Below are 393 nucleotides of genomic sequence, written 5' to 3' on the forward strand. Positions count from 1 at the left end.
ACCAAATGCTGTCCTTTCAGTGTAGCCGCGATAAGGCTTCAACTTCAAGAGTTCTGCGTATCTAAATCCACTTTTCAGTTACCAATGGCTGCTGCCAGTGGCGTAAAGTCGTGTCTTACCGGGTTGGACTCAAGACGATAGTTACCGGATAAGGCGCAGTGGTCGGGCTGAACGGGGGGTTCGTGCACACAGCCCAGCTTGGAGCGAACGACCTACACCGAACTGAGATACCAACAGCGTGAGCTATGAGAAAGCGCCACGCTTCCCGAAGGGAGAAAGGCGGAGAGGTATCCGGTAAGCGGCAGGGTCGGAACAGGAGAGCGCACGAGGGAGCTTCCGGGGGGAAACGCCTGGTATCTTTAAGTCCTGTCGGGTTTCGCCACCTCTGACTTG

It is taken from the genome of Amphibacillus jilinensis Y1 (assembly GCF_000306965.1).
Lineage (GTDB): Bacteria > Bacillota > Bacilli > Bacillales > Amphibacillaceae > Amphibacillus_C > Amphibacillus_C jilinensis.